We start from the raw sequence: 26,233 nt of genomic DNA on the forward strand, positions 1-26,233 counted from the left end.
GCGCCTCTAGCGTTCTCCTCCCGGAGATCAGGATCAGAGGGAGACGCGGTGCGCAAGCTTGTGGTCGGGACGTTCATGACGCTGGACGGGGTGGTGCAGGCGCCCGGTGCGCCCGACGAGGACCTGGACGGTGGATTCGCGCACGGCGGCTGGACGGTGCCGCTGTTCGACGACGAGCTCGGGCAGCGCATGGTCGAGCTGACGGGGCGGTCCGAGGCGCTGCTGCTGGGCCGCCGGACCTACGAGGAGTTCGCCGCCAGCTGGCCCCTGGTCGGCGACGAGGACCCGATCGCGGCCAAGCTCAACAGCATGCCCAAGTACGTCGCGTCGCGCACGCTCGAGACCGGCGAGTGGGCCAACACCACCGTGCTGTCCGGCGACGTCGCCGAGGAGGTCGCGAAGCTCAAGGAGCAGCCCGGCGGGGAGATCCACGTCTCGGGCAGCGGCACCCTCATCCAGACGTTGCTGGCGCACGGGCTCGTCGACGAGTTCGTCCTGCTGGTGTTCCCGGTGGTGGTCGGTCCGGGCAAGCGGCTGTTCGGGGACGGGACGCTGCCGGGCTCGTTGGAGCTCGTGGAGACCACGTCCACGGGGGCCGGCGTGGTGATCAGCACCTACCGGCGGCGTGGCGCCCTCGAGGTCGGTGCGATCGGTCCCGAGCAGGAGGCCGACGGCTAGCCGGCGGCCGGCTCACTGGTGGCGCGGTCTCGTGCGGTGACCGTTGACGCTCCTCATCGGTCCCGACGACTCCGGTGAGCGCGGCCGGGGGAGCTCGGGAGCACCGGGGGAGATGGTGTGCAGGGCCGAGACCCGGTGGTCGGCCCGCCAACGGGACACGATGTAGGAGCGGATGCCCTCGACCAGGGGGGCGACGTCCTGCGGAGGACGCACGACGAGGCGCAGGAACTGGCTGCTCATGCCCAGCTTGTTGCCGCATTCGCGGACCAGGACGCCGTGCTGGGAGATCAGGTGGTCGCGCAGCTCGCTGCCGTCGATCCCGTCGGCGAGCTTCACCAGCAGGAAGTTCGCCTGGGACGAGAACACGCTGAGCTCGGGCTGCTTGGCGAGTTCCACCCCCATGCCGAAGCGGTCGCGCGCCAGCAGGCGCAGGCTCTCCTCGTACTCCTGGCTGTGCTCCGTGAGCATGAAGACGACTGCCTCGGCGAGGGAGTTGAGGTTCCACTTCGGGAGGGTCCTGCGCATCGTCGCGGCCAGGCCCGGGTTGGCGACCAGGTAGCCGAACCGGATCCCGTGCAGGCCGAAGTTCTTGCCGAGGCTCTTGAGCACGACGACGTTCGGACGAATCGTGGCCTCCGTCGCGACGGACGGGTTGTGCTCCGCGTCGACGAAGTCGATGAACGACTCGTCGATCACCACCAGGTCGAGGTCGGCGAGCTCGTCCATGAACCGGAGGACCTCGCGGTGCGGGAGGTAGCCGCCGTCCGGGTTGTTGGGGTTGCACAGCACGGCGACCCGCGACCCACGGGCCCGGATGAACGCGATGTAGCGATCGACGTCCAGCTCGAAGGCGTCGCGTTCCTGCAGCGGGAACATGTCGACCCGCTTGCCGGTCTCCATCGGCTGGTCGGTCCACCTGCCGAACGTCGGGATCGGGATCGCGAGGCTCTCGGCCACCCACAGGTGGTCCATCCACGTGATCAGCTCGGTCGACCCGTTGGACATGGCGATCGTGCTCGGGTTGAGCCGCAGGACCCGCGCGAGCTGCCCGATGATCGTGTCGGCGTCGCTCGGATAGAACTTGAGGATGTTCTCCAGGTCGCCGGCGAGCTGCTCGAACATGCCCCTCGTCGGGAAGTACGGGTTGCACGGGATGCAGAAGTCGATCAGTTGTCGGCCGGTCTCGCCCATGCGTCTGGACAGCTCGAAGTACGACGGGCTGTGTGCGGTCCCCTGGAACAGCTGTGCATCCACGCCGTGTCCATTCGCGCCGTGTCCATTCGCGCTGTGTCGCACACGATCACTTCCCCTCGCTCGCGCGCGCGGTTTCAAGGTCACCGGCAGGCACGTGCGCGGGCGGGAAGCGGTTCACGGAATCGGGCTCGGGCGGGTGAGCGGGCGGTTGCGTGCGGTAAGGATCCCGGAGGTGGGTGCGAATTGGCGTACCCGTTCCGGCGAACGGGTGTCACCGAGCGGATCGCGCGTCCTGTAGCTCGGCGTTCGCGACGGCGACGTCCAGGTCGCCTTCGGCGGTCACCGTCACGGTGGCCGCGGTGGCGGCGGGCAGCGCGACCGTCGCGACCGCGGCGGCGGCCGGCACGATCCCGCGTGTGGAGCCGTGCTCCGTGGCCACCGTGACCGCCGCATCGGGCCCGCTCAGGTGCACGACGAGCTCGGCGGGCGAGCTGAGCGGTCGGACGACGAACGCGACCCATCCACCTGGGCGGATGCCGAGCATGGCGGTTGCGTCGCCGCTCTCGTCCAGCGGTGTACCGCCGGTCCACGAGAGCCGGAACGCCCCGGGCCGGCCGGGTTGGGTGTTGGCCGCCCGGAACTCGATCGACTCCTCGGCCAGATCGGCCCGCACCAGTGCGCCGTCGTTGCGGGCGCCCGGCGCCACCCAATCCCGCGAGCCCGGCCCGGGCAGGTTGACCGCCGTTCCCGGCGGCACGGCGGCCACGGCGATTCCCACCCCGTCGGCGCCCCGGACGTCGTCGAGCGGCTGCTCCGGCGCGACGGAAGGCGTGTTCCGGGTCGTGGCCCGGTCGGGTTCGGGGAACGTCGAGATGGTCACCACACCGAGCAGGCCCGAGAGCAGCACGGCCACGATCGCGACCGGATGCAACCCGGTCGCGCGAACCCTGGCCACGCCGGCCGCCGGGGCCGGTGGGTCGGGCTCGCGCTCGAGGGGCTCACGCTGGAGCGGGACGAAGAGGTCGGCAGGCGGCCGCGCCGCGGTCCCGGTGCGGGGGGAGACCTGATGGGTGGGCACGATCCTCACTCCCGGTCACACGGTCCTGCCCGCGGCTCGGTTCAGTGGGCGGGCGGGGACGCGCCGGGGTGCACACTTGTATGGTCCGGCATCCTCGTGGATACGATGTTCGCCCTGCGGAAGGGGGGAGGTGACCGTGGCCGGTTCCGCGCGCGGTGGCGTTCCCGACCCGTACGCGCAGCTCAAGGAGTCGATCTACCTCGGGGACCTGCAGCCGGGAGAGCACCTCGTCGAGACCTCCCTCGCGCAGACCTTCCAGGTGAGCCGCACCCCCATCCGGGAGGCGCTCACGCGCCTCGAACAGGACGGCCTCGTCGTCCGCACAGCCTCCGGCCTCGTGGTGCGCAACCGCACACCGGGGGAGGTGCTCGACATCTACGAGGTGCGCATCCTCCTCGAGGCGCAGGCCGGGCGCTCCGCCGCCGAGCGGCGCACCAACAACGACGTCATCGCCCTGCGCCAGGCCCACCGCCGCTACGTGAACGCCACCGAGCTCGACGCCCGCGGGCGCGTCGCGGCCAACCGCAACTTCCACCAGGTGCTGTGGCACGCCACCCACCAGCTGGCGCTCATCGACCTGCTCCAGCGGGTCGAGGTCCAGCTCGGCCGCTTCCCCCTCACCACGCTCTCCTACGAGGGGCGCTGGGAGGAGACGGTGCAGGAGCACTCCGAGCTCGTCGAGGCGATCGACGCCCGCGACGGCGACCGGGCGGCCGAGGTCGCCCACCGGCACTTCAGCGAGGCCCGGGACATCCGGCTCAAGCTCTGGGAGACCGAGGAATAGCGGCCATCATTGCGTCGTGGCCTTTCTGCAGCTCACCGCGATCCTGGTCGAGGACTACGACGACGCGATCACCTTCTTCACCGGCGCACTGGGGTTCGAGCTGGCCGAGGACTCGCCGGCCCGCACGAACGACGGCCGGGCCAAGCGTTGGGTGGTCGTCCGCCCGCCGGGCGCGGAGACCGGGATCCTCCTCGCCCGCGCCGACGGCGAACACCAGGTCGCCGCGATCGGCGACCAGCACGCCGGTCGGGTCGGTTTCTTCCTCCGCGTCGATGACTTCGACGCCCGCTACCAGCGCATGCGCAGCGCCGGGGTCGAGTTCCTCACCGAGCCCCGCACCGAGCCCTACGGCCGGCTCGTCGTCTTCCGCGATGTCGCCGGCAACCGGTGGGATCTCCTCGGCCCCGCTGCCGCCTCTCCCTGATCCCCTTCAGCGGCTGCCGGATCCGGCCGTGTGCAGGTGTATACCGCGGCTGTTAGGGTGCCACCGAGTCACCGACGTGGGTGAGGTGGGCTGCACGTGAGTCGCACGGTCGCGACGGTCGTCGCCGAGTACCTGTCCGCGGCAGGGGTGTCGCACGTGTTCACCTACCCCGGCGATCCCACGGTGGAGTTCCTGGAGGCGCTGCGCCGCCAGGGCACGGAGATCGTGCTGGGGCGCCGGGAGGGCACCGCGGCCTTCATGGCCGAGGGCCTCGCGCAGGCCACGGGCTCGCTCGGCGTCTGCGTCTCCACTCTCGGCCCCGGGTCGACGGCCCTGGTGAACGGCGTCGCGGCCGCGCAGTGGGACCGGGTGCCGATGCTGGCGATCTCCGGCCAGATCGAGGCCGCCCGCGAGCAGTTCTTCACCCACCAGGTCGTCGACCACGGCCGGCTCTTCGGCCCGATCACCAAGTGGGCGGGGCGGCTGGAGACCGCGGCGCTGGGGCCCACGGTCCGCAAGGCCCTCCGCACGGCCGTCGCCGAGCGCCCGGGCGCGGTCCACCTCACCGTCGGCGGGGACGTGTTCAAGGCGCAGGCCCCGGACGAGCCGGTGGCGCTGCCCCCGCTGACGGAGCGCGCCCTGGGGGTCCGGGTGCACGGGGACGCCGCCGACCCGAGCGCCCGCCTGGCCCGCAGCCGCAGGCCCGTGATCCTCGCCGGCATCGGCGCCGTGCGGGCCGGGGCCGGCAAGGAACTCCTCGCGCTCGCCGAGACGGTCGGGGCCCCGGTCGTCGTGTCGCCGATGGCGAAGGGCGTGGTGCCGGAGGACCACCCGTACTTCGCGGGGGTGCTCGACATGGCCTGCAACCAGGTCATGTGGGGTCACCTCGCCGAGAGCGACCTGATCCTCGCCGTCGGCTTCGACGCCGTGGAGCTGATCAAACCGTGGTCGCTGTCGGTGCCGGTGCTGCACATCGACGCCGTGCCCAACACCGACCAGGTCTACCGGGCCGAGACCGAGCTCGTCGGGCCGATCGGCGACATCGCGCGCTGGCTCGCCGACGAGTGGCGCGGCGAGCCCCGCACCGGTGCCGCCGAGGTCGCCGCCCACCGGGAGCGCCTGCGCGAGGCGTACTACGCCGGTCGCGTCGCCGGCCGGCTCAACCCCACCGACGTGCTCGACGTCGTCCGGGCGGCCATGAACGCCGACGCCGTGGTCAGCTGCGACGTCGGCTCGCACAAGCTCCTCGTCGGCCAGGGCTGGACCACGCCCAACCCGCGGGGCGTGCTCATGACCAACGGCCTGTCCACGATGGGGTTCGGGGTGCCCGCGGCCATCGCCGCCAAGCTGGCCTTCCCGGACCGGCCCGTCGCCGGCCTCGTCGGCGACGGCGGTTTCGCCATGGCGGCCACCGAGATGCGGCTGGCGGCGAGCCTGGGCGTCAACGTCGCGATGGTCGTCTTCGTGGACCAGAGCCTCAACCGCATCGAGCTCAAGCAGGCGGTGGCCGGCTACCCGAGCACGGCCACCCGCATCGAGGCCACCGATCTCGTGAAGCTCGCCGAGTCCATGGACTGCGACGGCGTGCGCGTCACGTCGGTGGCCGAGCTCGAACGCGCGACGGAGGGGATCAACGACCTCGGCCGCCCCCTCGTGATCGAGGCGATCATCGACCCCGCCCAGTACGAGGCCCAGTTCTGATGAGGACGGCTCTCCTCTTCACCGGCGGCGCCTGGCGCGAGGGCGCGAGCGTCGAGACCCTGCACGACAAGTTCGACGGCTCGCCGCTCGCCGAGGTCCACGTCCCGGACCGCGCGCAGGTGGATCGCGCCGTCCGGGCCGTCGCGGCCGCGCAGGCGGCGTCCGGGCTCACGGGCTACGAGCGCGGCCGGGTGCTGATGGCTGCCTCGGCGCTGATGCGCGAGCGGAGGGACCGCTTGGTCGACGCGGTCGTCGCGGACACCGGCTTCACGCTCACCGACGCCGAGCGCGAGATCGACCGCGCCACCGAGACGCTGCAGCTGTGCGGCGAGGAGGCCAAGCGCGTCACCGGCCGCACGGTGCCGGTGGAGGGCGGTCCGGGTGTCCGCGGCCGGATCGGCTTCACCTTGCGCAAGCCGCTCGGCGTGGTCTGCGCGATCACGCCGTTCAACGCGCCGGTCAACACTGTGTGCCACAAGATCGGCCCGGCGCTCGCGGCGGGCAACGGCGTGGTGCTCAAGCCTGCCCCCGAGACCCCGCTGACGGCGGTGGCGCTGGTCGAGCTGCTGCTCGACGCCGGCCTCCCGGAGGGGCTCGTCGCCCTCCTGCCCGGCGGCGCCGAGGTCGGCCAGGCGCTGCTGGACCACCCGGTGCCCGCCTTCTACGCGTTCACCGGCAGCACCCGCGTGGGCGAGCACATCGCCCGCAGCGCGGGCATCCGCCGCACCCAGCTGGAGCTGGGCAGCCTCGCGAGCACGATCGTCTGCGCGGACGCCGCCCTGGAGAGCGCGGCCGGGCTGTGCGTCAACGCGGCCTTCCGCAAGGCGGGCCAGGTGTGCACGTCCGTGCAGCGGCTGTACGTCCAGCGCGAGGTGGCGGAGGAGTTCGGCCGGCTCGTCGCGACGGGCCTCGCCGACCGGCCGGCCGGTGACCCGCGACTGCCGGGCACCTTCGTCGGTCCCGTGATCTCGCCGGCGTCGGCCGACCGCATCCAGTCCTGGGTGGGCGAGGCCGTCGAGCAGGGCGCCGAGCTCGTGCACGGCGGCACGCGGGAGGGCTCGGTCATCGCGCCGACGGTCCTCGGCAACGTCGCGAAGACCATGACCGTGATGACGAGCGAGATCTTCGGGCCGGTGGTCGTCCTGCGGCCGTTCGACGACCTCGCGGACGCCGTCGCCGAGGCGAACGACACCCCGTTCGGGCTCGCGGCCGGCGTCTTCACCGCCGATCTCGACAGCGCGCTCATGGTCGCGCGCGAGCTGCGGGTGGGCACCGTGCACATCAACGAGACGTCGAGCAGCCGCGTCGACCTCATGCCGTTCGGCGGGGTCAAGGCGAGCGGAACCGGCCTGGAGGGGCCGCGCTACGCCATCGAGGAGATGAGCGAGGAGACGCTGGTGACGGTCGGCCCGGCCCGCGGGTAGGCCGGGCGGTTGACCCCGCCCGGGTCCCGTGAAAGCATCGGAATCCCGTTGTACACAACTGGCTACAGTTGTCCACGATGCAGGAAGCGGCTCATCGACGAGCAGGAGGCAGGCCCATGGACACGGGCATGCAGGAGGCGCGGTCGTCCCGGGCGCCCGACCTGGCCGCCGCGGCCGCCGTGTTCGCCCTCGGGCTCGCCGCCTTCGTCGGGGCGCTCGGCCTCGGCTACTGGACCCGCGGACCGGGGCCCGGGTTCTTCCCGCTGTGGCTCGGCGCCCTGCTGATGCTGCTCGGTGGCGTCTGGGCCGGGCAGGTCGCGCGGGGGCGGAACGTCCACGCGTCCGAGCCGGTGGCGCCCGGCGGTCCGCGCGCCGTCGCTCTCGTCCTCGGCGCGCTGCTCGTGACGACCCTCCTGCTCGACGTCGTCGGCTACCAGCTCGCGATGACGGCGCTCGTGCTCTTCCTCCTGCTCGTGGTCGGCAAGCGGCACCTCGTCGAGTCGATCGTGGTGGCGCTGGTGGCCGGGTTCGGCGTCTACGCGCTCTTCGCCAACGTCCTTCAGGTCTACCTGCCCACCGCCGGGGTGCCGTTCCTGGCCGAGATGGGTCTCTAGTGGACTTCTCGCAGCTCCTCGCCGGCTTCGCCGCCGTCCTCACCGTCCAGAACCTGCTGCTGGTGGTCGCCGGCTGCCTGCTCGGCACGCTCATCGGCGTGCTGCCCGGCGTCGGCCCCGTCGCGGGTACCGCGATCCTCATCCCGCTCACGATGGACCTCGACCCGGCCGGGGCGATCATCATGCTGGCGGCGATCTTCTACGGCTCCCAGTACGGCGGCACGATCACCTCCGTCCTGATCAACACGCCCGGCGAGGCGTCCTCGGCGATCACCGTCCTCGACGGCTACGAGATGACGAAGAAGGGGCGCGCCGGCATCGCGCTCGGCATCGCCGCGATCGGCTCTTTCGTCGGCGGCACGCTCGCCACGATCGGCCTCGCCGTGGCCGCCGCGCCGCTCGCGACGCTGGGCCTGCAGGTCGGCCCGCCCGAGTTCTTCGGCCTGATGGTGCTGGGCATGTCCCTGCTCGTGGGCCTCGCCGGGAGGTCGATGACCAAGGCCCTGATCTCGGCCGCCATCGGGCTCCTGCTCGCCATGGTCGGGCTCGACCCGGTCGAGGGTGCGCCGCGGTTCACGCTCGGCATCGCCCACTTCTTCGACGGCATCGAGTTCGTCGCCGTGCTCGTGGGCCTGTTCGGGCTCGGCGAGATCCTCGCGACGCTCCTCGAGAAGCGCCGGGCGGTCGAGCAGGTCACGGTCGGCAGGCTGTTGCCCGACCGCGCGGACCTGCGCGACAGCGCGGGCGCGATCGGCCGGGGCAGCCTCATCGGCTTCCTGCTCGGGCTCGTGCCGGGTGCCACCGGTTCCGCCAGCTCCCTGCTCGCCTACGGCGCCGAGCGCAAGTTCGGCCGCAACAAGGCGGCGCTGGGCACCGGCGCGATCCAGGGCGTCGCGAGCCCCGAGTCGGCCAACAACGCCCACGCCAACGCCGCTCTCATCCCGCTCTTCACGCTCGGTGTGCCGGGCTCGCCCACGATCGCCGTGCTCATGGGCGCCTTTCTCATGAACGGCCTGACCCCGGGGCCGACCCTCTTCCAGACCGACGCGGACGTGGCCTGGACGGTGATCGCCAGCCTGTTCGTCGGCAACGTCGTCTGCCTGGTCCTCAACCTGCCGCTGATCCGGGTCTGGACGATGATCCTCAAGATCCCGCAGGAGCTGCTGACCGCGATCATCATCGTGTTCCTGGTGGTCGGGTCCTACAGCATCAACAACAGCACGATCGACGTTCTCGTGATGTTCGCCTTCGGGATCGTCGGCCTCGCCTTCCGCCGCCTCGACATCCCGCTCGCCCCGCTCGTGCTCACGCTGATCCTCGGCCCGTTCATGGAGAGCGCGATGCGGGAGTCGCTCGACATGTCCCGGGGCGCGATGACGATCTTCCTGACCCGCCCGATCACGCTCGCCCTGCTGCTGGTCGCCGCCGCGATCATCGCCGTGCCGGCGGTCCAGGCACTGCGGCGCAGGCCCGGCCCGCTCGCGAACCGTCCGCGTGAGGACGTCGAAGTCTGATGGAGGAAATGTGAAGAAGCGCCTCGCCATCGCCGTCGCAGCGCTGCTCGCCCTCACCGCGTGCGCCCAGCGGGGTGGCGGCGGCTCCGGCGACACCCCGGACGACTGGCCGGCGGGGGAGACCATCACCCTGCTCGTGGGCTACGCCGCGGGTGGCACCACGGACGTGATGGCCCGGTCGCTCGCGTCGTCCCTGGAGAAGGAGCTCGACGTCCGGGTCCAGGTGGAGAACAAGGACGGCGCCGGGGGCCAGCTCGAGTACACCGAGCTCGCCGGCTCCGCGCCCGACGGCCTGACGATCGGCACCCTCAACTACCCGACGATCCTCACGACCATCCTGGACGAGGAGAAGGGCGCCACCTACACGCTGGACGACTTCCAGCCGCTCGCCAACCACGTCAACGACCCGCGCATCACGATCGTGCAGCCCGACAGCCCGTTCCGGAACGCGGCGGACCTCGTCGAGTACGCGCGCTCGCACCCCGGCGAGCTGCGGGGCGCCACGTCCGGCCTCAGCGGCGGCGGCCACTTCTCGATGATCAAGCTCGAGCAGGCCACCGGGACCGACTTCACGCCCGTGCACTTCAACTCCGGCCAGGCCGACGCCAAGGCCGCGTTCCTCGGCAAGCACGTCGAGGTCTACTTCGCGTCCATCGGTGACGGGCTCGAGGTCGTCAAGTCCGGCGGTGGCCGCGCGGTCGGCGTCGCCGACGACAAGCGCAGCTCGCTCCTCCCGGACATCCCCACCTTCAAGGAACAGGGCATCGACATCGAGGAGGCGGGGATGCGCGGCTACGCGCTGCCCGCCGGGGTCCCACCGGAGCGCGTCGAGCGCCTCGCCGCCGCCTTCGAGAAGATCATCACGAGCGACGAGCACCAGAAGACCCTCGCCGACATCTCCCTGCAGTCGGACTTCATGGGCCCCAAGGAGTACACAGAGTGGTTGAAGGCACAGGAGCCCGAGGTAGCGCGGGTGAACGAGATCTCGAAGTCCGACCAGTGACCAACCCATCAGCGACCGACCTCCGCATCGTCGTCCTCGACGACTACCTCGACGCCGTCACCGGTTGTGCCGACTGGTCGGCGCTGCCGGCCGAGGTCGTCACGATCAACCGGCACATCGGCGCGGAGGACGAGCTCGTCGCCGCGCTGGCCGACGCCGACATCGTGGTCGCGACGAGGGAGCGCACCCGGATCGGGAGATCGGTCCTCGAGAAGCTGCCCCGGCTGCGGCTGCTCGTGACCACCGGCATGCGCAACGCCGTGATCGACCTCGACGCGGCCACCGAGCGCGGGGTGCTCGTCTGCGGCACCCGAGGCAACAAGCGGTCCACCGTCGAGCTGGCCTGGGGGCTGATCCTCGCGGTCACGCGGGACATCCCCCGCCAGGAGGAGTCGCTGCGCGCGGGCCGCTGGCAGAGCTCGCTGGGCGTCAGCCTCGAGGGCAGGACGCTCGGCCTGCTCGGCCTGGGCAGCATCGGTGGCGAGATGGCCCGGATCGCCCGCGCCTTCGCGATGGACGTCGTCGCCTGGAGCGCCAACCTCACCGACGAGCGGGCGGCGGCTCACGGCGCCCGCCGGGTCGAGAAGGACGAGCTCCTGGCCCAGGCCGACATCGTGTCGATCCACCTCGTGCTGAGCGAGCGCACCCGGGAGCTCGTCGGCGCCCGCGAGCTCGCGCTCATGAAGCCCGGCGCCTACCTGGTCAACACGTCCCGCGCCGGGATCGTCGACACCGACGCGCTGGTCGCGGCGCTGCAGGACGGGGCGATCGCGGGCGCCGCGGTCGACGTGTACGACGTCGAGCCGGTGCCCCCGGACGCGGCGCTGGTCGGTGCCCCGCGCACCGTCCTGACCCCGCACATCGGCTTCGTCACCGCGGAGGAGTACCGCCTCTTCTACGGCGACGTCGTCGAGGACATCTCCGCCTGGCTGGCCGGTTCCCCGGTGCGGACGCTGAACGAGCCGCCGGCGATGCCGTGACCCTGGAGCAGGACGACCTGCGGCGCACCGTCGAGGCCCTCGCCCGCGACCGGCTCGCCCCGGGTGCCCTGGCGCGGGCGCACTCCCCGCAGTACCCGTGGGACGTCGCGCGGATGCTCGCCGGGGCGGGCCTCCTCGGGATCACGATCCCGGAGGAGAAGGGCGGCCAGGGCGGCACCCTGCTCGACGCCGTCGTCGCGATCCAGGCGGTGGCGGCGGCCTGCCCGCGCAGCGCCGACGTCGTGCAGTCGGGCAACTTCGGCGCGATCCGGACGGTCGCCGAGTACGCCACGGCCGAGCAGCGCGAGCGGTTCCTGCGCCCGCTGCTCGCCGGCGAGCAGGTGATCGGGCTCGGGATGACCGAGCCGGAGGCCGGCTCCGCGCTCACGGACCTGCGGACCAGCGCCACCCCGAAGGGCGACGGTTTCGTCATCGACGGCACCAAGGTCTTCTCGACCCACTCCGCGGAGGCCTCGGTGTTCCTCGTCTACGTCCGGTTCGGACCCGGCGTCGGCGGGATCGGCTCGGTGCTCGTCGAGCGGGACACCCCGGGGTTCACACAGGGCAAGCCGTCGGCGTTCATGAACGGCGAGGAGTGGTGCCAGCTCTACTTCGACGGCTGCGCCGTCCCCGCCGGGAACGTGCTGCTCGGGCCGGGCGGGTTCAAGCGGCAGATCGCGGGCTTCAACGCGGAGCGCATCGGCAACGCCGCGCGGTCGCTGGCCGTGGGCCGCTACGCCTTCGAGGCCGCGCGCAGGCACGCCCTCGAACGGGAGCAGTTCGGGCGCCCGCTCTGCGAGTTCCAGGGCCTGCAGTGGATGTTCGCCGAGACCGCCGTGCAGCTGGACGCCGCCCAGCTGCTCCTCGAGCGCGCCGCCACCGAGCTCGAGAACGGCCTGCCGAAGGGCTACGACACGGCCGTCGCGAAGCTCGCCGCCAACCAGGCGGGCTTCGCGGCCGCCGACATGGCCGTGCAGGTCATGGGCGGCACCGGCTTCAGCCAGGAGTCGCTCGTGGAGTACTGCCTGCGCCGCACCCGTGGATGGCGGATCGCGGGCGGGTCGTCGGAGATCCTGAAGAACCGGATCGCCGAGTCCGTCTTCGGCCGCCGGTTCTCCCAGCGCGGGGCCCGCACGTGAGCCTGCGGCAGTCCCTGCTGTCGCCGCGCAGCGTGGCGCTCGTCGGCGTCTCCGACGACGTGGGCAAGACCGGGGCGCGGCCGTTGCAGTTCCTGCGCCGCGCCGGGTGGCCCGGCACGGTCTACCCGGTCAACCCGCACCGCGCGCAGGTACAGGGTGAGCGGGCGTGGCCGTCGGTCGAGGCGCTGCCCGAGGTGCCCGACCACGCCTACGTCCTCGCCGGATCCGACGCCGCCGTGGAGATCACCCGCGAGTGCGCGCGGCTCGGCGTCGCGGTCGTGACGATCATGGCCGACGGGTTCGTCGGCCCGGACTCCGCCACGCAGGCCCGGGCGCGGGCGCTGGCCGAGATCGTCGCCGAGTACCCGGTGCGGGTGGTGGGGCCGTCCAGCCTCGGCGTGGTCGACCTGCACGAGCGCCTCACCCTGACCGCGAACGCGGCCTTCGCCGAGCCGGACCTGCCGGTCGGCGGGCTCTTCGTGGCCTCGCACTCCGGCAGCGTGATCGGCGCGCTCGTCTCGCGCGGCAAGGAGATGGGGATCGGCTTCGCCGGTCTCGTCTCGACCGGCAGCGAGGTGGACCTCACCCTCGGTGAGATCTGCCTGGCCACCGTCGACGACCCGGCCGTCGACGGCTACGCCCTCTTCCTCGAGTCCCTGTCCGGAGGGGACGACCTGCGCGAGTTCGCCCTCGCCGCCGCCGAGCGCGGCAAGCCGGTGCTGGCCTACAAGCTGGGACGTTCCGACGCCGGTGCCGACCTGTCGGTCTCCCACACCGGCGCACTGGCCGGCGACGACGCCGTGGCCACCGCCTTCCTCGCCGACCTCGGCATCGGGCGCGTCGACTGCTTCGAGGCGCTCCTGGAGGGCCAGCAGCTCGCGCGCGCGGTGCGGCCCCGGGCCCGCCCGACGCGCCGCCCGCGGGTCGGGGTCGTCACCACCACCGGCGGCGGCGGTGCGATGGCCGTCGACCGGCTCGCCGTCGCCGGCGCCGTGCCCCAGCGGCCGAGCGAGGAGACGCGCAAGGCGCTCGCGGCGCGGGGCATCGCGGCCGCCCACGGCACGCTCGTCGACCTCACCCTCGCCGGCACGCGCTACGAGGTGATGTCCGCGGCGCTCGAGGTCATGTGCGCCGCGCCCGAGTTCGACGCCGTCGTCGCGGTGCCCGGCTCCTCCGCCCGATTCCACCCCGACCTCACGGTCCGGCCCATCGCCGACCGCGCGGGGACCGGTAGCCCGCTCGCCGCGTTCGTCGTGCCGGAGGCGCCCGAGGCGTTGCGGCTGCTGCGGGCCGCGGGGGTCTCGGCGTTCCGGACACCGGAGTCGTGCGCGGACGCGGTCGTCGCGGCGTTCGCGCGGCGCACCCCGCGCCCCACCGCGCCCGCCGCGCCCCCGGCCGGTGTGCCGGAGGTGCTCGACGAGGTGGCCTCCTACGCCGTCCTCGACCTCGTCGGCGTGCCGCACGCCCCGTTCACGCTCGTCGCACCCGACGGCGACCCCCCGGACGTCGCGGGCCCGAGCGTGGTGAAGGCGGTGTCGGCGAAGCTGCCGCACAAGTCCGACGCCGGCGCCGTGGTCCTCGACGTGCGCGACGCCGTCGGGGTCCGGCGGGCCGTCGGGGAGGTCGCCGCGGCCGTCGCCCTCGCCGGGGTCGACCTCGGGACCGTCATGGTGCAGCCGATGGTGCCCGGTCTCGCCGAGGTGCTCGTCGGCTACCGGCGCGATCCCGACGCGGGCCCGATCATCGTCCTGGCTGCCGGGGGAGTGCTCGCGGAGCTCTACCGGGACCGCTCGGTGCGCACCGCACCGGTCGACATCGACACCGCGCGGGAGATGATCGACGAGGTGGTGGCCCTGCGCGCGCTCGCGGGTTACCGGGGGGCGCCGCGCGGGGACCTGGCGGCCCTCGCACGCGCCGTCGTCGCGCTCTCCCGGGTGGCCGGGATGCCGGAGGTCGTCGAGGCGGAGGCCAACCCCGTGATGGTCCTGCCCGAGGGGCAGGGCGTCCTCGCCGTCGACGCCCTCGTGCGGCGCCACTCCGGCGGGGTCAGCAGTCCGGCGCCCCGCCCGGAACCTGCTTGAGCACCGTGGGCGGTCGGGACTCCTCCGGCCACAGCGTGAGCTGGTAGCGGGTCGCGCGGTCGAGACCGTTCGGGGCCGCGGGCAGGATGCCCTCGAACGTGGCGCGGACGCGGTAGGTGCCGGCCGGCACCCGCAGTTGGGCGTCCTCGTCGTTCAGCATCGTCGCAACGGCGATCGTGCCGTCGGTGCTCAGGCTGGCCTCCGCGACGTGGTCGTACCGGGCCAGGTCCTCGTCGGCAGGTGCCCCGCCCTCGACGTCGATGGTGAGGGTCCCCTCCGAGCGGTCGGTGGCGATGCCGACCGCGTCGGACGACCCGCTGGCCACGAGGTCCCGGGGCAGGGCGTCCAGGTAGGGCGCGTCGGCCGGTACGCCGATCCCGGTCCCGTCGGTCAACGCGAAGTGGCAGGCGTAGGGCAGGAAGGCCTCGAGCTCGACGTGCGTGCTCCAGTCGCCTTCCCCGAGCGCCGTGGCCGTCTCCGCCGGGTCCGGCGCGCACGCCGTGAGCGTCAGCACCACGGCAGGGAGCAGGACGGCTCGGCTGTGCGTCCGCCGCACGCTCATCAACAAGAATCCCCCTCGTAACACAGTCGAACACGATCGTGTTCTATTGTATACACTGCGGTCCAACAGTGGCCGGCGACGGCCCCCGACCGCCTGCAGGAGTCGATGAGGTGACCAGCCCGAGCACTGCGCCCCCCAACAACGCCACCGAAGTCCTGGCCCGTGCGGCCGTGGACGCGCGCACCCGGGCCCTACCCGATCCCGCGGTCCGCGCCGCCTGCGCGGCCATCGTGGACTGGACCGCGGTGACCGTGGCCGGCGCTGCCGCCGAGCCCGCCGAGGCGCTGCGCAGGGCGCTGCTCACGGGCGCCGGCCCGTGCCGGCTGCCCGGCACCGGCGCCACCGCGTCCGCCGAGACCGCCGCGCTGATCAACGGCACCGCCGCGCACACGCTCGAGCTCGACGACATCTACGCGCCGGGCCTCTACCACCCCGGCGCGCCGACGATCGCCGCGGCGCTCGCGGCCGCGGAACGGCGCGGGGCCGGCGGGGCGGACCTGGTGCGTGGCGTCGCCGTCGGGTACGAGGTGGGCAACCGCGTGGCGAGCACGCTGGGCGCCGCCCACTACCGGTACTGGCACAACACCGGCACCGCGGGGGCGATCGCCGCGGCGGCCGCGGCGGCGGAGATCCTGCGGTTGGAGCCCGTGCCGTTCGCCCATGCCCTCGCCCTCGCCGCCACCACCGGCGCCGGCCTCCAGCAGACCTTCCGCAGCGACTCGATGGGAAAGCCGCTGCACAGCGGGCACGCCGCCCAGGCCGGCACGGTCGCCGCGTTCGCGGCCTCCGCGGGCTTCACCGGCACCCCCTCGGCGCTCGACGGCGAGATCGGGATGGGCGCGGTCATGTCCGACTCGCCGTCGTGGGAGGCGGCGGGTGCCCCCTTCGGGCCGGCCTTCCTCGTCGAGCGCACGTCGGTCAAGCCCTACCCGTGCTGCGGGCACGTCTTCGCCGCCATCGACGCCGCGCTCGAGTTGCGGGAGGCGGGCGTGCGTGCCGAGGACGTCACCACCGTCGCGGCCGAGTCCTACTCCGCCGCGCTGGCCGTGGCCGGCAACCCCGCGCCGACCACACCGTTCGAGGCCAAGTTCTCCATGCCGTTCGTCGTCGCGCACGCCCTCGTCCACGGCGAGGTGGCCGCCGGGGCGTTCACCGACGGCCTGGCCGACGACCGCGTCCTCGACCTCATGAAGCGGGTGGCGCTACGGCCGGGGGAGGAGTTCGACGCGGCCTTCCCGGCGCGCCGCGGCGCCCGCGTCACCGTCGCCGGCCGGGACGGCGCCGAGCGGTCCGCCAGCGTGCCCGACCGGCGGGGCGACCCGGCCAACCCCGTCACACCCGAGCAGCTCGACACGAAGTTCCGCTCGCTCGTCGAGCCGGTGCTCGGCGCCGACCGGGCGGCCGAGCTGGGCCGGCTCCTGGGGGATCTCCCGGCGGTGCCGGACGTCCGGACGCTGCCCCTCGGCGTGCGCTGACGTCGGGGGGTCACGATCAGGCGCACGATCTTGTGACCTGCGGCTCTTGTCTGCGTCGAGATTGTCTGACAGCCTGACAGGCGGGTTCGCCTGAAGGGAGCGCGATGACCTCGTACGAAGTGCTCGCCGTGCGGTACGGCACCCGGGTCGCCACCAAGGCCGAGAGCTACCTCAACTTCCACATGTACGGCGAGCCGGACGAGTCCTTCGAGATGGACTACTACTTCTGGCTCGTGCGGGGCGGTGGCCGCACCGTGTTGGTCGACTGCGGGTTCGGCGAGGAGCCCGGAGCGCGCCGCGGCCGGCAGACGCTCGTCGACCCGGTCGTCGCGCTCGCGGGCCTGGGCGTCGACGCGGCCGCGGTAGACCAGATCGTCGTCACCCACGCACACTACGACCACATCGGCAACCTGCACCGCTTCCCGAACGCCGAAATCGTCATCGCGCGGCGCGAGTACGAGTTCTGGACCGGCCCGTACGCCCGGCGGTTCCAGCTCGCCCAGCCCACCGAGACCACCGAGCTGGCCCACCTCGGCGAGGCCGGGGCGCAGGGGCGGCTGCGGCTCGTGGACGGCGCGCTCGACCTGGCGCCGGGCATCGAGTTGGTGGTGGTGGGCGGGCACACCCCGGGCCAGATGGTGGCGCGCGTCGGCTCCACGGTGCTGGCCGCCGACGCCATGCACTTCTACGAGGAGCTGGAGCGCGACCGCCCGTTCTTCATCGTGGCCGATCTCCCCGACATGTACCGGGGCTTCGACGTGCTGCGGGAGATGTGCGAGGAACCGGGGAGCGCGCTCGTCGCGGGCCACGACGCCCAGGTGCGGCGCCGGTTCCCCGACCGCGTGGGCGGGTTGCCGGCGGACCTCGGCGAGCTGGTGGTCCGCCTGAGCGGGAAGGAGTCGGCATGACGGGTGAGCGGACGGTCGGGTTCGTCGGCCTGGGCAACATGGGCGGGCGGATGGCCCGGCGGCTGGTCGACGCGGGGGTCGAGGTGGTCGGGTTCGACCCGCGCGCCGACGCGGTAGCGGCCTGCGGGGCTCGGCCGGCGGCGAGCCCGGCCGAGGTGGCCCGCGGGGCTGCTGTGGTGTTGATGTCGTTGCCGGACAGCTATGTGGTGGAGCCGGTGGTGCGGGGCCCGGACGGGTTGCTGGCCGGTGCCGGGCCGGGTGCCGTCATCGTGGACCTGTCGACGTCCTCGCCGGCGTCGACCACTGCCCTGCACGCCGAGGCGGAGGCTGTCGGTGTCCGCTACCTGGACGCGGGGATCTCCGGTGGTGCCGCGGCGGCGGAGAAGGGCACGCTCACGATCATGGCGGGCGGCGACGGGGAGGCGTTGGCGGAGATCGGCTGGGTGTTCGCGCCGATCGCCGCGCACGTGCACCACATGGGCGCCTCCGGTGCCGGGCACACGGCGAAGCTGCTCAACAACTTCCTCAACGCGGTCAGCCTGGCGGCTACCGCGGAGGTGATGGTCGCGGGTCGTAAGGCGGGTCTGGACCTGGCGCAGCTGTTGGAGGTGGTCAACACCAGCAGCGGGGTCAACTTCGCGACCCAGAACCGGTTCCCGCGGATCGTGCAGGGTGACTACCTGGAGGGCGGGTTGACCGGCAGGCTGATGACGAAGGACGTCGCGCTCTACGTCGATCTCGTGGGCCGGCTCGGTGTGCCGAGCCTCAACTCGGCCGGACCTCTTGCAAGCTTCGGGCTGGCCGAGAACCTGGGGTACGGCGACCAGATCAGCAACCGGGTCGTGGACGCGATCGGCGATGTGGCCGGCGGCGTCCGCGTGCACGACACGACGGGAGGATGAGCGAGCAGTGCAGATCGTCCGGGGGCGGGCCCCCGACACCACCCCGACCCAGAACCGCAGCGAGACCTTCACGGGCACGGTGTGGGGTGACCCGGTGCTGCCCACTACGGAGGGCAACACGATCAACTCGGTGACGTTCACGCCGGGTGCGCGGACCTACTGGCACCACCACACGAACGGCCAGATCCTCGTGGTCACCGCCGGTCGGGGGTGGGTGTGCCCGCACGGTGAGCGGCCGCAGGAGATCCGGGCAGGTGATGTCGTGTGGGTGCCTCCGGGTGAGCGGCACTGGCACGGCGGCACCGCCGGCACGATCATGACGCACCTGGCCGTGTCGCTCGGGCCGACGGTCTGGCTCGACGAGGTGACCGAGGACGAGTACCGGGGAGTGCCGGCGTGACGGACGAGCGGTATGAAGAAGGCCTCGCCGTCCGCAAGGAGGTGCTGGGCGAGGCGCACGTCGAGCGTTCGCTCGCCGCGGTGAGCGACTTCTCCCGCCCGGTGCAGGAGTTCGTCACCCGTGCCTGCTGGGGCGATGTCTGGGGCCGGCCGGGCCTGGACCGGCGCACCCGCAGCCTGCTCAACCTCGTGATGCTCACCGCGCTGGGGCGCAACCACGAGCTGGGTGTGCACGTCCGCGGGGCGATCACGAACGGGGCCACCGAGCAGGAGATCCAGGAGGCGCTGCTGCAGGCCGCCGTCTACTGCGGGGTGCCGGCCGCGCTGGAGTCGTTCCGGGTGGCCGAGCGGGTGCTCGGCGAGATCGCCGCCGCGAACGGCGCCGGTAACGGCGCGGAGTCGGGCGATGGCTGATCCGACCTGGTCGGCCGACCAGGTCGGCCGGGTCGCCGCGCCCCTGCGCGAGCAGGTCGTCACGCTGGTGCGGGACGCGATCCTGGGCTTCCGGCTCCAGCCCGGCCAGCGGCTCGTCGAACGCGAGCTGGTGGAGCAGCTGGGCATCTCCCGCCCGACCGTGCGGGAGGTGCTGCGCCAGCTCGCGGTCGAGGGCCTGGTCACCGTCGTGCCGCAGCGCGGGGCGGTCGTCACGGCACTGTCCCCGGACGACGCCGCCGACCTCTACGAGATGCGGGCTTCCCTCGAAGCCCTCGCCGTGCGGCGGTTCGTGCAGCGCGCCCGGCCCGAGCACGTCGCTGCGCTGCGCGGCGCCGTCGACGAGATCGAGCGCACCGCGCGTTCCACGGAACCGCAGGAGCAGCTGCAGGCCAAGGACCACTTCTACGAGGTGCTCTTCACCGGCTCCGGCAGTGCCCCGCTCCAGCAGACCGTCGCCGGCCTGCAGGCCCGCGTCCGGCTGCTGCGGGCCACGTCGCTGTCCGAGCCGGGACGGCCCCAGGAGGCGGCGGCGGAGCTGCGGGCCGTGGTCGACGCCGTGGAGGCGGGCGACGCGGACGCAGCGGCGGCCGCCTGCGCCCACCACATCGAGAACGCCGCGCGCACCGCACTCGCCCGCCTGCGCAGCCCCGTGACCCAGGACTGATCAGAACGCGGGAGGCGGGGTCGTGCCCGTCGAGCACGCCCCGCGCCCCCCGGGTCGAATCAGGAGTCGACCTCGACGACGGGGGCGCCGTCGGCGGCCTTCTGGACCGACTCGCACCCCTTCAGCGCCGACGCCTTCGTCTCGTAGGCCTCGCCGGTGGCGACGACCTGGCCGTTGGACGCCTTCAGCCGGAACCGGAACTTGCCGGCGCGGTCCTTGTACACCTCGAACTTGCCCGCCATCTTGGTCCCCTTCACTCTGCGTAACGCTAGCGACGCGGAAGGTAGTAGAGGTGGGCGACCGGTCCCGGCGACGCGCCGGACCCGGACGGGGGACGCGATCGCACTCCGGTGCCGAAGGGATCCACCACGAGCCCTCCTCACATCCGGGCGCTGGCCGCCGTGTTGGCCTCGACCGGCGGGCGCCTGCGTTCCTCGTACCGGGCGAGAGCGGCGTCGATGCCCTCCGTACCGCGGACCTCCTCGGCCAGCGCCACGGCGTCCTCGAGCGCCATCGACGCCCCCTGGCCGGTGGCGGGCGACGCCGCGTGGGCGGCATCCCCGACGATCAGCGCGCGGTCGCGGTGCCACACGCGGACGTCCGCCAGGTCGTACGCGTTGGTGACCAGCACCCGCTCGGCGGCCGCCACGATCGACCGCGGGCCGGGCTCCGCACGCAGCACGTCGGTCAGTAGCGCCGACCAGCCGTCGGTGGTGCCGGCGGAAACCTCGTCCGGGGTCAGCTCGGGCCCGATCACCCGCGCGAACCACCAGGTGCCCTCCCGTTCCGTGGCGATGAACCCGAAGGCGACGGAACCGGCGGAGGTGCTCCGGACGAAGTGGATCCGGTCGATCGGCTCGCCCGGGGGAGCGCCGGGCGTGCTGCCGTAGAAGATCTGCGATCCGACGTACCGCGGCGGGGCCGCACCCGGGTCCAGCTGCGTGCGCACGGCCGACCGGAGCCCGTCGGCGCCGACCAGCAGGTCGCCGCCCGCCCGGGAGCCGTCGGCGAAGACCGCGACGACGCCGTCCCCGGCCCGCTCGGTCGCGGTCAGCCGCTCGCCGTGCCGCAGCGGGATCCCGCGGCGGCGCACCTCGTCCTGCAGCACCGTGCACAGCCGGGCCCTGGTGAGATAGCGGAACCCGGGGCCGCCGGGTTCGCCGAGCGGCCGGCTCGCGATCTCGGCGCCGGCCCCGTCGGAGACCTGCATGGTGCGCAGCGGAGCGCTCGCCCGCCGGACGGCCTCGCCGGCCCCGATCGCCTGCAGGGCCCGTACCCCGTTCTCCGCGAGCGTCAGGAACGCCCCCGCGTCGGTGAACGTGTCCGGGTGCGCCTCGTGGACCACGACGTGCGCGCCCGCCCCGTGCAGCGCGAGCGCCGCGGCCGACCCGGCGATGCCGGCTCCGACGACGTGGACCACCAGCGTCATGCCCCCGAGGCTAGCTCTCGGCCGACGCCGCGCCGCCCAGCCACCGGCCGATGTCGCGCAGGTGCGCCAGCACCTCGGGGGAGGCGTCCAGCCGCGTACCCGGCCCGAGCGTGACGACGTCGCGCACGAGGTGGTCGAGCGAGTCGGCACCCAGCAGCACCGTGCAGGACGTGTCGTCGAGCGGCTGGATCCGCGCGGAGATGGACATCGGCAGGCGGGCGCGCACGACGTCGGCCGGCACCGGGACGGTCGCGCGCACCGTGTAGCGGTAGGGCGTCGACGTGATCGTCCGGCGCACGTGCTCGGCGGGGTCTCCCGCGGGCAGCTCGCGCGGTGTGAACCGCAGCCGCACCGACTCGGGGCGATCGATGCGGTCCACCCGGAACGTTCGCCAGTCGCCCGCGCCGGTGTCGAAGGCCACCAGGTACCACAGGCCGTACGTGGCCACGACGTGGTGCGGTTCCACCCGCCGCTCGGTGGCGGTGCCGTCCCGGCGGCGGTAGCCGAACCGGACGATCTCCCGGTCGCGCACCGCGCCCGCCAGCACCGCGAGCACCCCGGGCTCGATCCGCGCGCCGCGGTGGTCGGGCACGGACACCACCGACTCACCGACGGCGGAGACGCGCCTGCGCAGCCGGCCGGGCATCACCTGCGTGAGCTTGGCGAGCGCGCGTCCCGCCGTCTCCCCGTCGCCGAGCGTGCCGAGCAGGCTCGTGGCGATCGCCACGGCCTCGTCGTCGTCGAGCAGGAGGGGCGGCAGGTCCTCGCCGGACGTGAGCCGGTAACCGCCCGCGGTGCCGGTGGTGCCCTCGACCGGGTAGCCGAGCTCGCGGAGCCTGCCGACGTCACGGCGCACCGTCCGGTCGGTGACGCCGAGCCGCTCGGCCAGCTCGGTGCCCGCCCACTCGCGCCGTCCCTGCAGGAGGCTGAGCAGCCGCAGCAGCCGCGCCGGGGTGGAGAGGGTCACGGCCGATCTCTACGGCAGGACCGGCTCCCGGGCAACTCGAACCGCCGGGCGCCACCGCACCGCCACCGCGGCCGCGCTCAGGGCGACCAGCGCGGCGCAGGTGCCCATGGCCGGGCCGAAGCCGTCGACGAAGGCGGCGGGGGAGGCGTAGCTGCCCGTACCGGTGAAGACGGCGACGAACACCGCGAGCCCGAGCACGCCCCCGAGCTCGCGCAGCATGGCGTTGACGCCCGACGCCGTGCCGATGTCCGCAGGCGGGACGGCGCCGAGCACGGCGTTGGCGGTGGGGGCCAGCGCGATCGACCCGCCGATGCTCGCCAGCAGGAACGGGACGACGAGCTCGCCGTAGGGCATCCCCGGCCGGGCCACGAGCGCGACCCACGCGATCCCGGCGGCGGTCGTCAGCAGCCCGGTGACGATCAGCGGCCGGTTGCCGATCCGGTCGGCCAGCCTGCCGGCGAGCGGGCCCAGCACGATCAGCGTCGACGTCCACGGCACGAGGCCGATCCCGGCCTGCAGGGGACTGAGGCCGAGGCCGGTCTGCAGCAGCTGGGCGTAGAAGAACAGCCCTCCGAAGATCGATGCGAAGAGCCCGGCCGTGGCGACGTTGCCGGCGATGAAGCCGTGGCAGCGCAGCAGCCGCATCGGGAACATCGGTGCCGCCGCGCGCCGCTCCCAGCGCACGAACGCCAGGAGCGCCGCGCCGCCCACCGCGAACGCGCCGAGCACCTCAGTACTCGCCCAGCCCACCGCGTTGCCGCGGGCGAGGGCCCAGACCACCCCGAGCACGGCCGCGCTGACCAGCAACAACCCCCGCACGTCGAGCGCGGTGTGGGCGCCGCGGCTCTCGTCGCACTTCGCGAGGATCAGCGGCAGCACGACCAGGCCGATCGGGACGTTGAGCCAGAAGACGAACTCCCACCCCACGCTGTGCGTGATCGCGCCGCCGAGCCCGGGACCGGCCAGCACGGCGATGCCGGAACCACCCTGCAGGAACCCGATCGCGCTGCCCCGCCGCTCGGGCGGGAAGGCGGCGCTCACCAGCGTCATCGCGAGCGCGCTGACGAACGCGGCGCCCGCGCCCTGCACGGCCCGTGCGAGGACGAGAACCCCGACGTCGGGCGCCGCCGCGCACGCCGCCGACGCCGCGGTGAACAAGGCCATCCCGAGCGCGAACATGCGGCGCCGCCCGTACCGGTCGCCGAGGGCGGCCGCCGGCATGAGCAGCACGGCCATCACGAGGTTGTAGCCGTTGACGGTCCACTCCAGCTGCTCGGCGGTGGCGCCGAGGTCGGCCTGGATCGAGGTGAGCGATGCGGACACGACGAGCGCGTCCAGCGCGGTCATCAAGGATGCGACGGCCGCGAGCGCCAAGACCCATGTCCTTCGGTGCGCCATGATCGTTCCTCTCACTGTGAGCAGTGCCGCCATGGCGACAATCGGAACGGCCCCGGATCGACATCGGGCGGGGGCCGGCGTCCTCCGTTACGGTCACCCGGACGGGTTCGGGGGGCGCCGTGGCGGATCGTGACGTGATCGCCGGGCGCTACCGCCTCGACGCCGAGATCGGCTCCGGTGGGATGGGCGAGGTGTGGCGCGCCACCGACCGCGAGACCGGCGTCACCGTCGCGCTGAAGCGGGTCCGCCTGTCCCACCTCGCGCCCGGCGAGCGCGACCGCGCCCGGGAACGGCTGCGAGCGGAGGCCGGGATCGCCTCCCGGCTGCGGCACCCGCACATCATCGCCGTGCACGGGCTGGTGCAGCACGACGGTGAGCCGTGGCTGGTGATGGAGTACGTCCCCGCACCGAACCTGGCCGACCTCACCGCGGCCGGGCCGCTCCCGCCGCCCCGGGTCGCCGGGATCGGCGCGCAGGTGGCCGAGGCCCTCACCTACGCGCACGGGTCGTCGCCCGGCGTCCTGCACCGGGACGTGACGCCGCGCAACCTCCTCGTCGGCAAGGACGATCACGGAGAGGATCACGTCACGCTCACCGACTTCGGGATCTCCACGGTCGAGGGCGAGGACACGATCGGCACCGGTGGGCGCCCGTTCGCCGGCGTGGCCGCCTACGTCGCCCCCGAGGTTGCGAGCGGGGTGAAGGGCGGCCCGAAGGCCGACGTCTTCTCACTCGGGGCCACGCTCTACGCGGCCGTGGAAGGGCGGTCCCCGTGGGGCGACGGCGACCTCGTCCAGACCCTCGGCGCCGCGATGAAGGGGACGGTGGACCCGCCGCGCTCGGACCCGTGCTGGTGCGGATGCTGCAGCGCAGGCCGCGGGAGCGGCCCGCCGCAGCCGGACCGGTTCGCCGTGCGGGCCCAGTTCGTCCGGTCGCCCGACGAGCTGCCGGAGGGGACGCGCGAGGAACGCGACGGGATCGTGGTCTTCCGCAGTGGCCTCGTCGACGAGCAGTGCACCCGCCGGCTGCGGTTGCCCGACGGCTACGACGTCTGGATCGTCGCCAGGTCCGAACGCGGGGCCGTCCCGGACCTGTGCGCGGTCGCCGACGTCGCCACCGACAACGCGCTCTCGGTCTTCGCCCGCGGGCCGGTGCCCCGCCGCCAGGTGCCCTTCGACCCCACCTCGCCGGCCGTCGTCGACGCCTGCGGCCTGCTCGACCGGGCGACCGTCGCCACCGTGCGGGGGCTCGAGACCGCTGGTCCCGACCGCGGCGTCGCATCCACAAGCACGGGGTGTCCGGGCTCGTCGCCCCGGAGGTGCCCCGGCCCATCGGCAACCAGCTCAACGACCACCTTCTCCGCGAGCTCATCCGCTCCGCCACCCTCGTCCCCACCGACCTGCACCGGCTCGACGACTGGGCGGACGGGTAGCGTGCGCCGCTGGTACCGGGGCGACTGCCACGTCCACTCGGTGCATTCGAACGGTGGGGAGCTCACGCCGCAGCAGCTCGCGGCCGAGGCCCGTGCGGCCGGCCTGGACTTCATCGCGACGACGGAACACAACACGTCCGTCGCGCACGATGCGTGGGACCTGCTCGCCGGGGACGACCTCGTGGTGATCCGGGGCCAGGAGGTCACGACCAGGACCGGGCACTGGCTCGCGCTCGGGATCGAGCCGGGGCAGGTGGTCGACTGGCGGTACGGCCTGCGCGACGACCTGATCGACAGGCACCTGGCCGAGGTCCATCGCTCCGGTGGCCTCTGCGTGGCCGCACACCCGTACGCGCCCTACCCCTCCGGTTCGTTCATGTACCCCTACCACGGGTTCGACGTGGTGGAGGTGTGGAACGGGCGGTGGACGTCGGACCTGCCGTGGAACGCGGACAACGAGGCGGCGTCGGCCGAATGGGGCCGCAACCTGGCGGCCGACATCCACCGCGGCCGGTGGCGGCCGGCGATGGGAAACAGCGACGTCCACCTCAGCGGGCAGATCGGCACGCCGCAGACCGTCGTGTCGGCCGAGGAGCCGACCGCCGACGCGATCCTCGCCGCCATCCGAGCCGGCCGGAGCTGGATCGCGGAATCGGCCGCCGTCGAGCTGTCGGTCGAGATGGTTGCCGGCGATCGCACGGCGGGGGTCGGCGAGCGCCTGACCACCCGTGAGCGGCCGGCGGTGATGCGGGTGGACGTCCGCGGGGTTCCGTCCGGCGCCGTCACCTTCCACACCGACCGGGGCAGGGTGCACCGCGAGTCCCTGGCCGATGACGGCTCCGGTGCCGTGGAGTGGTGCACGAGCGCGGAGGAGTCGGCGTTCGTCCGCGTCGAGGTGCGGCATCCCGATGGGCACATGGCGGCGCTCAGCAACCCAGTCGTCCTGATCTGAGATGCTGGGCCGTTCGAGTGCCCCAGCTGCGCGACAGCTCGTCCGAGCGGCCCTGATCGGCTGGACGGGGCCCGCGCACACGGCGGCGTGGGGGCC

General features: G+C 73.3%; 25 protein-coding genes. 18 read left to right on the forward strand and 7 right to left on the reverse strand.

The genetic code is table 11. The features are described from left to right. Positions 1-48: 48 nt before the first annotated feature. Entirely contained in the window at positions 49-678 is a 630-nt protein-coding gene (locus ACU436_RS37305) for a dihydrofolate reductase family protein (RefSeq protein ID WP_459031817.1), read from the forward strand. A gap of 12 nt (positions 679-690) precedes the next feature. Here the strand turns inward: ACU436_RS37305 and ACU436_RS37310 are convergent, their stop codons facing one another. Next, positions 691-1,932: a pyridoxal phosphate-dependent aminotransferase gene (locus tag ACU436_RS37310; RefSeq protein ID WP_459031818.1), complete on the reverse strand. Its 1,242-nt coding sequence runs from the start codon at positions 1,930-1,932 to the stop codon at positions 691-693. Between the two features lie 211 nt (positions 1,933-2,143). After that, a complete protein-coding gene (locus ACU436_RS37315; protein WP_459031819.1) occupies positions 2,144-2,950 on the reverse strand; it encodes a hypothetical protein in 807 nt (268 codons plus the stop codon). Positions 2,951-3,086: 136 nt separating this feature from the next. On the opposite strand from ACU436_RS37315, the gene ACU436_RS37320 reads away from it, so the two are divergent. The 10 genes from ACU436_RS37320 (at position 3,087) to ACU436_RS37365 (ending at position 14,614) form a co-directional block, all read left to right on the forward strand. Further along, positions 3,087-3,734: a GntR family transcriptional regulator gene (locus ACU436_RS37320; RefSeq protein ID WP_459031820.1), complete on the forward strand. Its 648-nt coding sequence runs from the start codon at positions 3,087-3,089 to the stop codon at positions 3,732-3,734. 16 nt (positions 3,735-3,750) lie between these two features. Continuing rightward, a complete protein-coding gene (locus ACU436_RS37325; RefSeq protein ID WP_459031821.1) occupies positions 3,751-4,158 on the forward strand; it encodes a VOC family protein in 408 nt (135 codons plus the stop codon). Positions 4,159-4,254: 96 nt separating this feature from the next. Continuing rightward, positions 4,255-5,859 (forward strand): thiamine pyrophosphate-binding protein, encoded by a 1,605-nt coding sequence (locus tag ACU436_RS37330; protein WP_459031822.1) that lies wholly within the window; start codon positions 4,255-4,257, stop codon positions 5,857-5,859. Then, positions 5,859-7,283, forward strand: coding sequence for an aldehyde dehydrogenase family protein (locus tag ACU436_RS37335; protein WP_459031823.1), 1,425 nt, complete (start codon positions 5,859-5,861; stop codon positions 7,281-7,283). The genes ACU436_RS37330 and ACU436_RS37335 overlap by 1 nt, the downstream gene beginning before the upstream one ends. A gap of 116 nt (positions 7,284-7,399) precedes the next feature. After that, positions 7,400-7,897, forward strand: a complete 498-nt coding sequence (locus ACU436_RS37340; protein WP_459031824.1) for a tripartite tricarboxylate transporter TctB family protein — start codon at positions 7,400-7,402, stop codon at positions 7,895-7,897. Next, entirely contained in the window at positions 7,897-9,411 is a 1,515-nt protein-coding gene (locus ACU436_RS37345; RefSeq protein WP_459031825.1) for a tripartite tricarboxylate transporter permease, read from the forward strand. Before ACU436_RS37340 ends, ACU436_RS37345 begins: the two co-directional genes overlap by 1 nt. A 10-nt stretch (positions 9,412-9,421) precedes the next feature. Beyond that, complete coding sequence (locus tag ACU436_RS37350; RefSeq protein ID WP_459031826.1) at positions 9,422-10,414, forward strand: tripartite tricarboxylate transporter substrate binding protein; 993 nt, start codon at positions 9,422-9,424, stop codon at positions 10,412-10,414. After that, the gene (locus ACU436_RS37355; protein ID WP_459031827.1) at positions 10,411-11,394 is read left to right on the forward strand and encodes a D-2-hydroxyacid dehydrogenase family protein; all 984 of its coding nucleotides are present in this window, start codon (positions 10,411-10,413) and stop codon (positions 11,392-11,394) included. The genes ACU436_RS37350 and ACU436_RS37355 overlap by 4 nt, the downstream gene beginning before the upstream one ends. Then, positions 11,391-12,533: an acyl-CoA dehydrogenase family protein gene (locus tag ACU436_RS37360; RefSeq protein ID WP_459031828.1), complete on the forward strand. Its 1,143-nt coding sequence runs from the start codon at positions 11,391-11,393 to the stop codon at positions 12,531-12,533. The genes ACU436_RS37355 and ACU436_RS37360 overlap by 4 nt, the downstream gene beginning before the upstream one ends. Beyond that, positions 12,530-14,614 carry an acetate--CoA ligase family protein gene (locus ACU436_RS37365; RefSeq protein WP_459031829.1) on the forward strand — a complete coding sequence of 695 codons (2,085 nt, stop codon included), beginning with the start codon at positions 12,530-12,532 and terminating at the stop codon, positions 14,612-14,614. The genes ACU436_RS37360 and ACU436_RS37365 overlap by 4 nt, the downstream gene beginning before the upstream one ends. On the opposite strand, the gene ACU436_RS37370 is transcribed toward ACU436_RS37365, so the two are convergent. Further along, positions 14,580-15,176: a hypothetical protein gene (locus ACU436_RS37370; protein ID WP_459031830.1), complete on the reverse strand. Its 597-nt coding sequence runs from the start codon at positions 15,174-15,176 to the stop codon at positions 14,580-14,582. The two genes, ACU436_RS37365 and ACU436_RS37370, sit on opposite strands and share 35 nt — an antisense overlap. A 110-nt stretch (positions 15,177-15,286) precedes the next feature. On the opposite strand from ACU436_RS37370, the gene ACU436_RS37375 reads away from it, so the two are divergent. The 6 genes from ACU436_RS37375 to ACU436_RS37400 all read left to right on the forward strand — a co-directional run bounded on the left by ACU436_RS37375 (position 15,287) and on the right by ACU436_RS37400 (position 19,959). Then, positions 15,287-16,651, forward strand: coding sequence for an MmgE/PrpD family protein (locus ACU436_RS37375; protein WP_459031831.1), 1,365 nt, complete (start codon positions 15,287-15,289; stop codon positions 16,649-16,651). Between the two features lie 104 nt (positions 16,652-16,755). Next, the gene (locus tag ACU436_RS37380; RefSeq protein ID WP_459031832.1) at positions 16,756-17,559 is read left to right on the forward strand and encodes an N-acyl homoserine lactonase family protein; all 804 of its coding nucleotides are present in this window, start codon (positions 16,756-16,758) and stop codon (positions 17,557-17,559) included. Next, positions 17,556-18,461, forward strand: a complete 906-nt coding sequence (locus ACU436_RS37385; RefSeq protein ID WP_459031833.1) for an NAD(P)-dependent oxidoreductase — start codon at positions 17,556-17,558, stop codon at positions 18,459-18,461. Before ACU436_RS37380 ends, ACU436_RS37385 begins: the two co-directional genes overlap by 4 nt. Before the next feature lie 7 nt (positions 18,462-18,468). After that, entirely contained in the window at positions 18,469-18,861 is a 393-nt protein-coding gene (locus tag ACU436_RS37390; protein WP_459031834.1) for a cupin domain-containing protein, read from the forward strand. After that, on the forward strand, positions 18,858-19,274 hold the full coding sequence (pcaC, locus tag ACU436_RS37395) for a 4-carboxymuconolactone decarboxylase (RefSeq protein WP_459031835.1): 417 nt from the start codon (positions 18,858-18,860) through the stop codon (positions 19,272-19,274). Before ACU436_RS37390 ends, pcaC begins: the two co-directional genes overlap by 4 nt. Next, a complete protein-coding gene (locus ACU436_RS37400; RefSeq protein WP_459031836.1) occupies positions 19,267-19,959 on the forward strand; it encodes a GntR family transcriptional regulator in 693 nt (230 codons plus the stop codon). The genes pcaC and ACU436_RS37400 overlap by 8 nt, the downstream gene beginning before the upstream one ends. A gap of 59 nt (positions 19,960-20,018) precedes the next feature. On the opposite strand, the gene ACU436_RS37405 is transcribed toward ACU436_RS37400, so the two are convergent. From ACU436_RS37405 to ACU436_RS37420, 4 genes are all read right to left on the reverse strand, one after another. Continuing rightward, positions 20,019-20,216: a YegP family protein gene (locus ACU436_RS37405; RefSeq protein WP_459031837.1), complete on the reverse strand. Its 198-nt coding sequence runs from the start codon at positions 20,214-20,216 to the stop codon at positions 20,019-20,021. Between the two features lie 122 nt (positions 20,217-20,338). Then, a complete protein-coding gene (locus ACU436_RS37410) occupies positions 20,339-21,388 on the reverse strand; it encodes an FAD-dependent oxidoreductase (protein ID WP_459031838.1) in 1,050 nt (349 codons plus the stop codon). 10 nt (positions 21,389-21,398) lie between these two features. After that, positions 21,399-22,355: a helix-turn-helix transcriptional regulator gene (locus tag ACU436_RS37415; protein WP_459031839.1), complete on the reverse strand. Its 957-nt coding sequence runs from the start codon at positions 22,353-22,355 to the stop codon at positions 21,399-21,401. Positions 22,356-22,364: 9 nt separating this feature from the next. Then, positions 22,365-23,729 (reverse strand): DHA2 family efflux MFS transporter permease subunit, encoded by a 1,365-nt coding sequence (locus ACU436_RS37420; protein ID WP_459031840.1) that lies wholly within the window; start codon positions 23,727-23,729, stop codon positions 22,365-22,367. Between the two features lie 143 nt (positions 23,730-23,872). Between ACU436_RS37420 and ACU436_RS37425 the strand changes: the two genes are divergently transcribed. Continuing rightward, positions 23,873-26,137 carry a CehA/McbA family metallohydrolase gene (locus ACU436_RS37425; RefSeq protein ID WP_459031841.1) on the forward strand — a complete coding sequence of 755 codons (2,265 nt, stop codon included), beginning with the start codon at positions 23,873-23,875 and terminating at the stop codon, positions 26,135-26,137. Positions 26,138-26,233 lie beyond the last annotated feature (96 nt).

Source organism: Pseudonocardia wallangbongensis, assembly GCF_054486945.1.

What these genes read in the sequence shown, in the direction of transcription:
- ACU436_RS37370 (WP_459031830.1), bottom strand. Translation starts at nt 15,176, where the DNA reads ATGAGCGTGCGGCGGACGCACAGCCGAGCCGTCCTGCTCCCTGCCGTG.
- ACU436_RS37410 (WP_459031838.1), bottom strand. Translation starts at nt 21,388, where the DNA reads ATGACGCTGGTGGTCCACGTCGTCGGAGCCGGCATCGCCGGGTCGGCC.
- ACU436_RS37385 (WP_459031833.1), top strand. Translation starts at nt 17,556, where the DNA reads ATGACGGGTGAGCGGACGGTCGGGTTCGTCGGCCTGGGCAACATGGGC.
- ACU436_RS37335 (WP_459031823.1), top strand. Translation starts at nt 5,859, where the DNA reads ATGAGGACGGCTCTCCTCTTCACCGGCGGCGCCTGGCGCGAGGGCGCG.
- ACU436_RS37340 (WP_459031824.1), top strand. Translation starts at nt 7,400, where the DNA reads ATGGACACGGGCATGCAGGAGGCGCGGTCGTCCCGGGCGCCCGACCTG.
- ACU436_RS37380 (WP_459031832.1), top strand. Translation starts at nt 16,756, where the DNA reads ATGACCTCGTACGAAGTGCTCGCCGTGCGGTACGGCACCCGGGTCGCC.
- ACU436_RS37400 (WP_459031836.1), top strand. Translation starts at nt 19,267, where the DNA reads ATGGCTGATCCGACCTGGTCGGCCGACCAGGTCGGCCGGGTCGCCGCG.